Source organism: Treponema sp. (assembly GCF_024696245.1).
Classification (GTDB): Bacteria; Spirochaetota; Spirochaetia; order Treponematales; family Treponemataceae; genus Treponema_D.
Window position 1 is genome coordinate 1 of the sequence record NZ_JAILGZ010000004.1, and the last position, 9,747, is coordinate 9,747.

The window sequence follows — 9,747 nt, forward strand, 5'->3', positions numbered from 1 at the left end:
TTTATTCATACGCTTATTATGCGACCTCCTGTCGCTTTTGTTTAGTGACATCCGTGTCAAATCCATCTTTCTGGAGTTTTACTTCGTAAAACTCGGGAAATACTTATTTATTCATACGCTTTATATGCGACATCCTGTCGCTTTTGTTTAGTGACATCCGTGTCAAATCCATCTTTCTGGAGTTTTATGGGGTTTCTTGCATAAATTCTTAAAATTTGTACAATCGTTAGCGTTATCTAACATATATTAGGGGTGGTTAATTGTCTGACTCGATTTTTGATTCTTTTAAAGTAAAAGATATTGTTTTTATGGCTTTAATCTCTGCAGTGGCTTTGTGTACAGCCGCAGTTATGGCCATCGTCGCTCACATTTACATATACGGCCTTGCACAGCTTGTAACTGCTTTTCAGTTTGCATTCTTTTCTGCAATTGCTCTTATGAAAGTCCGCAAGGTAGGTACACTTTTTATTTTTGCATTATTCACCGGGCTCTTTGAACTTTTTATGGCACCGGTAATGTTTATCTCCAGCGTACTCACCGGACTTATACTGGAACTTCTTGTGGTGTTAATATTCAGGAATTACAAAAATTCCGTAAATCCGGTTTTCTTTGCAAGCATGCTTTTTATTCCCTGCACCATGCCTTTTAATCTTATTTACTACCGTCTCTTTTCTAAAGAAATGTGGGATTTATTTTTTGCCAGCGGATTCAAAATGCTTTCAATTGTATTTATCACAGGCTCCTTTGTAGTTGCAGCCCTTGGTTCCTTTCTTGGAATAAAAGTTTCTAAAGAACTTTTAAAAGCCGGTGTTTTAAAATAATGACAGATTCATTCCATATAAAAAATCCTCTCTACCCGGTTTTTAGTATAATTACTTCCCTGGTAATTTTTGCAGGCTCCCTTCTTCTTGCAAAATCATTCTGGGGAATTATTTTTCTGGCAGCTGTCTTTCTTCTTCTTGTGGCATTCGGTTATGGGAGGGCATGCTTTTTTATGCTGCCCTTTACAATTATTTACGTAGGAATATTTTCTGTTATTTTTTATTTTGCCAGTGGACGTAATATAAACTTTGCAATTCAAATGGCAGTAAGATTTGGCGGCGTATCACTTGCTGCAGTTCCGGGACTTGCTCTTGAACCCGTATGTCTTGTCCGTAATCTGACTGAATTAAAATGTCCCCGTCTTGTTACATTAGGAATGCTTATAACTCTTTCTTTTATTCCTGTACTTGCAGGAGAAATAAAACAAGTAAGAGGTGCAATGAAAAGCAGAGGCGCTGCATCTTTATGGAAACCTTCTGTTTTATACCGTGCATTTTTAATTCCCCTCATTGTAAGACTGGTAAATATTTCTGACACCCTGACACTTTCCGTAGAAACCCGGGGCTTTGTAGCAGATGATGTTACGCCTTCAAGTTATAAAAATGTCAGTCTGGTCAAAAAAGATATTATCTTTGCTTTTTTATTTTTGGGAATTTTAACTGCCTGCATTGTATTCAGCATTCTGGAGAAAAAATGAAAACTGCTGTTCAAGTGAATTGTAAAAAGTTTAAATACTACTATGCCCAGGAAAATACTCTTGAAAACCTGGATTTTGAAATTAATTACGGACAGGTGACTCTTCTTTCCGGATTATCAGGCTGCGGAAAATCCACTTTACTTTCATTAATAAACGGAATAATTCCCCGGGTCATTCAGGGAGAATTTGAAGGCAGCATTTTTATTGATGGAGAAAATTCTGCCTGCAAAAGCATGAGTCAGATTTCCCGCAAGGTTGGCAGTGTTTTACAAAATGCAGAATCACAAATCATTCATTCAATTGTTGAAGACGAAATTGCATTCGGCTGCGAAAACTTTGGATTCACTCCAGAAACAATTTATGAAGAAATAGAAAAATCATCTTCCATAATGGAAATAAAAAAAGAATGGAAAACCCGTACCCTTTCCGGCGGACAAAAGCAAAGACTGGTAACGGCTTCTACTCTTGCAATGAAAGGGGACATTCTTATTTTTGATGAACCACTTGCAAACCTTGATGGCCGGGGTGCAAAAATTCTTCTTGAACTTTTAAAAAAACTTGCAGCAGAAGGAAAAGCAATTTTACTTGTTGAACACCGCCTTGATGTTGTACTTCCATTTGTTGATGTAGTCTGGCAGCTTAAAAATAAAAGAGCTGAAAAAATTTCTGATAAAGAAAGTTTCTTAAAAAGCCAGACAGATATTATTGAAGATAAAAATGAAAACCATATTACCCTTACAGAAAATGCCCTTGAGATAAATGAATTAAAAAAATCTTTTGGTAATCGAACTATTCTGAATGGAATAAATCTTAATGTAAAAAAAGGGGAACGTATTTTACTTTGCGGAGAAAACGGCTGCGGTAAATCTACTTTAATGAAAACTATTGCCCGCCTGCAAAAAGCAGACAGTGGAATAATTCTGCAACATATTGATAATAAGTGCAGCAATCGTGCAAATAAAAGATGGTTTAAAAACTGCGGCGTTGTTTTTCAAAATCCAAACTATCAATTGTTCATGCCTTCTGTTAAAGATGAAATTCTTTTTGGAACTGATGACAAAGATTACGCCCTTAATCTTGCTGATGAATTTGAACTTGGTCCTTTACTGGAACGCCACCCTCATTCACTTTCAGAAGGACAAAAACGCCGGGTAACTGTTTGTGCCATTCTTGCACAAAAACCAAAACTCCTTCTTCTTGATGAACCCACAGTAGGTCAGGACTACAAAACTTTACAAAACATGATGAGCATAATTAACAATGTACACCGCCAGCAGGAAAACACCATGATTTCCATCACCCATGACATCCGCTGCATGACTGCTCTCTGTGACAGAAAAGTTAATATTTATGACGGGGTGATAAAATGATGATTTTGAAATTTTGAAAATGTTTTTTATTTCTGTTTGTAATCTAACTCGTCAAAATAATTATATATTCCAGAATACTTAGATCTCGACTTTTACTTTACTACTGCAAATTTTTTATTATTTGAAAAATCTATAATATCCGGCTGGCTACCCTATGGTGGTATTTATCTTGTTCTTCAATTTTTTTAAAATTTGAACTACAAGAACTGCACCATATCTGCCCATGTCTTATGAAATGTCTGTTACCTGTTGAGTCTTCATTATTCACATCATGATCAGGCTCCGTATACTTTACCGGGTTTTTCTCGCCATAGTGGTACAAATTGCTGCTTGTCTGACTTTTGTATGCAGGCGAATACTTCATACATATTTAATTCAAAATCAGAAAAGTAGTTATTTTTTTTACGAATTTGTGTGGTTTTTTGTTAAACGATGAAAATATATATACAGGGGATATTTGCTTTTCAAAATCTGTCGGATATTTTAAGCCACTTTATTTTTGTTAAAAAGCTGCATGATTTTTTAAAAGCAGATTTCTTTAAAAAATTAATTTCAAAATTTGGAGAAGCAATGAAAGAATCAAGTTATTTTAAGAAATTGGAAAATCTTACCTTTACTGACGACTATATGTTTGGTGAAGTTCTTAAGGACCCAGAAATTTGTGCAGGTCTTATTGAACGTCTTTTAAAAATCAAAGTAGACCACATTGAATACCCTGAACTTCAGAAATCCATCAAGCCCACCTATGAATCCCATGGTGTACGTTTTGATGTTTATGTTAAGGACTCGGACAAAGTTTATGACATTGAAATGCAGAACAAGGATTATTCAGAAATTCTGCTCCGTAGCCGCTACTATCAGAGCATGATTGATGCAGATAATCTTTTAAAAGGTCACATCTACAAAGATTTACCTGAAAGCTTTGTAATCTTTATCTGTAAAAATGATCCCTTTAATAAGGGAATCCCCTGCTACACATTTAAAACCTCATGTCAGGAAACAGCCATTAATGACAAAACAGACAAAACAGTAAAATTGTTTTATAATGCAAGTGCATGGGATAAATCAGATGATGAGGAATTAAAAAGCCTCTTTAAATTTGTCTGTTGCAACAAAGCGGAAAGTAGTTTTACCAAAACACTTTTGGAAAGAATGTCACTTTTTAATAAAAAGTTGACTCTTTAACATTAAACTATTCGCGAGTTTTGCAAAGCAAAACTCGGCAACTTTGGCGAAGCCAAAGTTAGAGGTTCATGGCCGTGAATTTACATGATTATGATATTATGGAAGAAAGTAGGAATGAAGGACTTACTCAAGGACGTGCTGAAGGGCATGCAGCTGGAATTGCTGAAGGAGCACGTAAAAAAGCTCTGGAAACAGCAAAAAACATGCTGACAGAAAAAATTCCAGTCGAAACTATAGCTAAATGTACTGGACTTTCCGTTAAGGAAGTTGAAGAGCTGGCTGAAAATTAATTTTATCCAATAACATAATACTGGCACGAGTTTTTTTTACAAACTCGTGCTTTTTTTTTATTCAGATAATATGCTCTATCCTAAGATTCCATAAAATAAAGACGGGAACCAAAGTCAGGATAATATCTGGTTTCTGCATTAAGACCGGTACCTGCAAAGGCCTGCTTTAATTTTACGCCGCTATACATAAGGGTATCGCCATTTACAAGACAGTCTTCTGTTTCTCCGTCAATCTTTACAAACCTGGCAATAATATCTTCAAGAAGAGAATCCTGTTTTATATGAACAGGGGAAACTGTGTTTACAAGTGAACCAAAATTCTTAATGCTGAATTTCATGCCGTAACTGTAAAAATGATATTCAGCATCAGGATTAAGACCATGAGCTTTAAAACATTCATAGCGGGTATTTGGACGGACAAGTTTCTGCATCATCATTCCCACAGCCTTTGTCTTGTCTTTAGAAACGCAAATCCATTCAGTCATATTTGATGTAAGGAAATTCCTGCTTCTGTAAAAATTACCTGTCTGTAAAACTTCACGCCATTTTTTGTAAAGTTCAATCTGTGCCTTTACAGCAGCAAGGTCATCTTTTTTCATTTCTGCAAGATTACATTCATAACCACAAATACCAAATGCAGCTACATTAAATCTGGTTTCCAAAGGTGTAGTTCTCAAAGTCTGATGATTAGGACAGGCAGAAACGTGAGCGCTTACTGTATTCATAGGATAGCCATAACTGTATCCATTTTGAATTTCTGCACGGCAGACTGCATCTGTATCATCACTTGCCCATATCTGTGGGAAGAAACTTAAAATACCAAGATCAAATCTGTTTCCTCCAGCTGAACATCCTTCAAATAAAATATGAGGGAATCTTTTTACCAGTTCCTTCATGCAGCGGTATAAACCACAAACATATCTGTGGGCAACTTCACCCTGGTTTTTTGCATCAAGTTTCTGTGAATAATAATCAGAGAAAATACGGTTCATGTCCCACTTAACGTAAGCAATGTTTGCACTTCCAAAAACAGCAGACATTGCTTCTATTAAATAATCCTGAACGATCGGTTGTGTTAAATCAAGAATGCGCTGATTACGACCTTCCGTATGTTCGTGTCCCGGTATTTCAACAGCCCAGTCCGGATGTGCCCTGTACAAATCGCTGTCCACATTTACCATTTCCGGCTCTACCCAGATACCAAAATCCAGCCCCAGGGAATTAATCTTTTTACACAAACCTTCAATACCGTTCGGTAGTTTTTTCTTATTTACAATCCAGTCACCTAATGAACGGTGATCATCATTACGCTGACCAAACCATCCGTCATCCATTACAAAAAGCTCTATTCCGGCATCTTTACCGGCTTTAGCAAGATTTACTAACTTACGTTCGTTAATATCAAAGTAAGCCGCCTCCCAACTGTTCAGAAGTACAGGCCTTACCTTATTCTTCCATTCCCCACGAACGATATGTTCCTTAACAAAATGGTGCATATTCTGGCTCATGGCATTAAAGCCCTGGTGGGAATAAGTCATAACAGCTTCAGGAGCTTCAAATTCCTGGCCCCCTTCTACAAAATAACTAAAGGTAGCCGGATTGATTCCGTTAACAAAACGGGTCTTACCGTAAGCCGTTACTTCTGCAGCTTCATAATGATTGGAAGAATAAATAAGATTCATGGCATAAACTTCACCATAATCTTCGCTGGCTCCGGGACGGCTGAGCATTACAAAAGGATTTGCCCTGTTGGAAGAAACACCGGCAATTGTGGAATTAACAAACTTACCCTGAGTAAGCAGGGCATCAGACCTCTGCATTTCTCTTGCCCAGGCACCATGAAAACTTGTAAAAGTAAAATCTTTATCAGCAAAATCCAGCTGACAGCTCATAAGCCTTTTAAGTAAAAGTCCGTCTTTACTTCCGTTTATAAATTTTGTACTGCGGCAAATTACATCACATTCAGTATAAACATAATAATGAAGTTCCACTTTATGTTTATAAAATCTTTCCATCAGTGTAATACAAAGATGTTCATACTTTCCTTTTTCATCATAAGAACCAGGGAGAGTTTTATACTCATCTTTTGTATCCAGCACTTCAGCTTTTTCAAAAATAAAATCACAGGTACTAACCCCATCACTATTTACAAGTTCAATAGATGGTTCCCAGATATCACCCTTTCCGTAAGAAGAAAACTCAAGACACAAATCCTCAAGACAAAAATGATCATATTCACTGCTATACTGAGTAGAATTTGCAGGAACAAAAGCATGCTTTTCAGTTATAGCATCTGGATTTTTAATAGTAATTCTTCTTCCATAGTACATATGTTCCAGATGTCCGCTTGGCAAAAGTCTGAATGCATAAGTAGTATTTTCTGTATTTAAAATAAAAGTATTATTTTCTGTCTGAATCATATAATCTCCATCATCAATAAATTGAATCTATTATAAATCTAATTTTCCTTTAATACAAAAAAAATGTACTCCCAAAAGATTCACTTCCAGAAGTACATTTATAATCAAAAAGTAAAGCTTTTCTTTCTCAGCATCTATTCATTTTCAGAAGAAATAGCCTCAAGACGTTTTCCCCTTGCTGCAAGTTCTTCATTTATTTCCTGAACTTTTTTATCAGTAAGAATAAACTTAGACTTAAAAATTATAAGTCCGATTACAAGAACAAGAAGAGGTATCAAAGTCATGCTCATTCTAAGTCCCATAGTAGAAGAAGCAGCCAGCTTTGATCCGTTAATGGCATCCTTATTAATGTTACAAATTGCAAGAACAAGAGAAGCGATAAGGGCAGAAATTCCAGAAGCAAGTTTTACAACAAAAGTCTGCATACTAAAAATAACTGATTCATCGCGGCGGTGATTTTTAAGTTCACCATAATCTACAGTGTTAGCAAGAAAAATTGTAACTACAACATTAAGCATACCAATTGCACTCATTATCAAAAATGCAGACGGAATCAAAACCATAAAATTACTTGTACCGCTTAATGCAACAAATAAAAGAATAATATATCCGGTAAAGGCCATAAAGAAACTTACATAAAAAATCTTTACGGTATTCATAAACTTACGGAACAATGGAAAGAGTATCATCATGGCAAGAATCTGGAATCCTCCGCCGAACATATTAAACATAGAATAGTTGGATTCAAATGCAGCCGGATTAAAATCATACTTAAAGAAATAAATTACCAGATTAGAAGTAATATACAATGCTGTATTAATCATTACGATTGCAGCAACAATAACTACAGCCTGATCATTACGGAAGAGAGCCTTAAACATTTCACCTACTCCCGGACTCTGGAACTTAACAGTAGATTTTTCTTTTATAGCAAGACAGGTAATAATAATAAAGACAACAAAAATTACTGCAACAATTAAAGAAAAATATTTATAACCGGTACGTTCAACAGGAACTTTTGCCTTTACAGATTCTTTTTCTGCAAGAGAAACATTTACAAGCAAAGACTTAAAATTATTAAGCTCAACTTCTGACATACCTGCAGCAATAAAATCTTTTTCATCAGATTCAATAAAAGAAAGGCTTTCTTTATCACCCTTATTTTCCTTTACCTTTTCTGCATAGACCTCAATAACTTCTGCATCAATTCCATAAGCCTGGGAATATTTTGCAATTTCTTTTTCCTCAGCTACTTTTGCTTCTTCAATATGAGCAAGGCAGTCCTGATAGTTTTTTGCATCTGGACTGAATTTCATACCCAGGGTAAATACCGACATTACTGTAATAATGGAAATCACTGCTGAACCTACACCTGCGCATGAACGGGCAAGAGCACTTAAACCTTCACGCTCTTTTCCGCCTTTAGTAAAAGCAGGAATCATTGACCAGTAAGGAATGTCCATCATTGTATAGGTCACACCCCAGACAATATATGTAACTGCAGCATAAGCAATGAGCCCGTTTCCATTTAAAGAAGGAGGCGCACTGAACATAAGATAAAGAACTACTGCATTAGTAAGGGTTCCGATTAAAAGCCAGGGTCTGAATTTTCCCCAGCGGGTCTTTGTTTTTGCAACAATAATTCCCATAATAGGATCATTAAAGGCATCAAAGATTCTTGCTACAAGAAGAATAATTCCCATAGCAATAGCAGATACTCCAAGCAAATCCTGGTAATAATAAAGAATGTAACTTGCCGAAAGCATGTACACCATGTCTTTTCCTACAGCACCAAGACCGTAAGAAACTTTTTCTTTTCCTGTTAACATAACTACCTCCTTACTGCCAGTTCAACTACTTTATATGCACCGTCATAAATACCGGCTGCCTTATTTTTTACAATGCTGTCGCACATATCATTCAACAACAGATCATCATTAACAAAAAGATTTATCATCTGCAGTACATGAGGAATATCCTGACACTCCAGAGTACCGTCTCCGATTTCTGCTGAATGAATTGCACCCCACTTTTCGTGACCGCCAACTCTTTTAATAAAAAGTTTTGGGATTGGATAAAAAGCCAGTTCACTTGGTTTAGTAACTAAAACATCTGCACTTCTCATCAAAAGATTTGTTGCATATACAGCTTCAAAAATATTGCTGTGATAAAAACCATGAATACCAGTAACATCACCTTCAACAGCTTCTGCTGCAAACTCCTGCATTTCATTCCAGTCATCAAAATGTTCCTTTGCCAAAGCTTTCATTTCCGGAATTTCTTTAAGAAGGTCATACCAGACGTTTTTATAATCCCCTACATTTACGTAAAGGGCAGCCTTATTCATTTTTATAACCGGCAGAAGATTTTTTATAATTGCTGCAAATATTTCTTTTTGAGCACCTGCACCACCAATTGTAAGCAAAAATCTCATTGGCTTACCTTCTGCCTTTCTTGCCTTACGGGCAGCACAATCTGCTTCTACATTAGAAACAAGTTCATGATCAACATAATGTCCGGTATAAAAAAGAGAAGATGAAGGCATTTCATTAAGAACATTTTCTCCGGCCATACCGTTAAGAATTCTATAACCCTGATAAGCCTGATGTGTCTGAACTGTATGAAGGGAACCTTCTGCAAAATGAAGAGCCATTGGCCAGTTATCAGGAATTGCATTCACTACCCGTTTCATTCCAGCATGAACAGCAGCCTGTGCCGGCCATACATGGGTTCCTACAATAGGAATTTCCTTAGGAATATTTTTAAACACAGCCGCCATTAATTCTGCATTTTTCTGATCACCGGCATTATATGTAAGCTTACGGAATCCTTCGTAATTTAAAGGTTCCCATATAAGACGATTAAAGAGACTGCTCTTGGAAGAAAGCCTTGAACCCAGGGAATACAAATCATTCTGTGCACTGATAACTTTTGTACATGTAGTTTCTTTATAGGAATTCAAA

At 36.3% G+C, this 9,747-nt stretch carries 8 protein-coding genes; 5 read left to right on the forward strand and 3 right to left on the reverse strand.

Translation table 11 applies throughout. From position 1 onward, the window contains the following. Positions 1-260: 260 nt before the first annotated feature. From K6D58_RS00145 to K6D58_RS00165, 5 genes are all read left to right on the forward strand, one after another. On the forward strand, positions 261-821 hold the full coding sequence (locus tag K6D58_RS00145) for an MptD family putative ECF transporter S component (protein ID WP_296826307.1): 561 nt from the start codon (positions 261-263) through the stop codon (positions 819-821). Next, entirely contained in the window at positions 821-1,519 is a 699-nt protein-coding gene (locus K6D58_RS00150) for an energy-coupling factor transporter transmembrane component T family protein (protein WP_296826309.1), read from the forward strand. The genes K6D58_RS00145 and K6D58_RS00150 overlap by 1 nt, the downstream gene beginning before the upstream one ends. Continuing rightward, the gene (locus K6D58_RS00155; RefSeq protein WP_296826311.1) at positions 1,516-2,889 is read left to right on the forward strand and encodes an ABC transporter ATP-binding protein; all 1,374 of its coding nucleotides are present in this window, start codon (positions 1,516-1,518) and stop codon (positions 2,887-2,889) included. The genes K6D58_RS00150 and K6D58_RS00155 overlap by 4 nt, the downstream gene beginning before the upstream one ends. Positions 2,890-3,459: 570 nt before the next feature. Then, positions 3,460-4,074 (forward strand): Rpn family recombination-promoting nuclease/putative transposase, encoded by a 615-nt coding sequence (locus K6D58_RS00160; protein ID WP_296826313.1) that lies wholly within the window; start codon positions 3,460-3,462, stop codon positions 4,072-4,074. Positions 4,075-4,172: 98 nt separating this feature from the next. Next, positions 4,173-4,364: an RpnC/YadD family protein gene (locus tag K6D58_RS00165; protein ID WP_296826315.1), complete on the forward strand. Its 192-nt coding sequence runs from the start codon at positions 4,173-4,175 to the stop codon at positions 4,362-4,364. A gap of 80 nt (positions 4,365-4,444) precedes the next feature. Here the strand turns inward: K6D58_RS00165 and K6D58_RS00170 are convergent, their stop codons facing one another. From K6D58_RS00170 to K6D58_RS00180, 3 genes are all read right to left on the reverse strand, one after another. Continuing rightward, positions 4,445-6,784, reverse strand: coding sequence for an alpha-galactosidase (locus K6D58_RS00170; RefSeq protein ID WP_296826317.1), 2,340 nt, complete (start codon positions 6,782-6,784; stop codon positions 4,445-4,447). Between the two features lie 134 nt (positions 6,785-6,918). Next, complete coding sequence (locus tag K6D58_RS00175; protein WP_296826319.1) at positions 6,919-8,613, reverse strand: MFS transporter; 1,695 nt, start codon at positions 8,611-8,613, stop codon at positions 6,919-6,921. A 2-nt stretch (positions 8,614-8,615) separates the two neighbouring features. After that, positions 8,616-9,747: DUF6938 domain-containing protein (locus K6D58_RS00180; protein WP_296826321.1), on the reverse strand; the 1,132-nt coding region annotated here is incomplete at its 5' end.

Coding starts and splice junctions, on each gene's coding strand:
- K6D58_RS00150 (WP_296826309.1), top strand. CDS start 821: ATGACAGATTCATTCCATATAAAAAATCCTCTCTACCCGGTTTTTAGT.
- K6D58_RS00155 (WP_296826311.1), top strand. CDS start 1,516: ATGAAAACTGCTGTTCAAGTGAATTGTAAAAAGTTTAAATACTACTAT.
- K6D58_RS00160 (WP_296826313.1), top strand. CDS start 3,460: ATGAAAGAATCAAGTTATTTTAAGAAATTGGAAAATCTTACCTTTACT.
- K6D58_RS00165 (WP_296826315.1), top strand. CDS start 4,173: ATGGAAGAAAGTAGGAATGAAGGACTTACTCAAGGACGTGCTGAAGGG.
- K6D58_RS00170 (WP_296826317.1), bottom strand. CDS start 6,784: ATGATTCAGACAGAAAATAATACTTTTATTTTAAATACAGAAAATACT.
- K6D58_RS00175 (WP_296826319.1), bottom strand. CDS start 8,613: ATGTTAACAGGAAAAGAAAAAGTTTCTTACGGTCTTGGTGCTGTAGGA.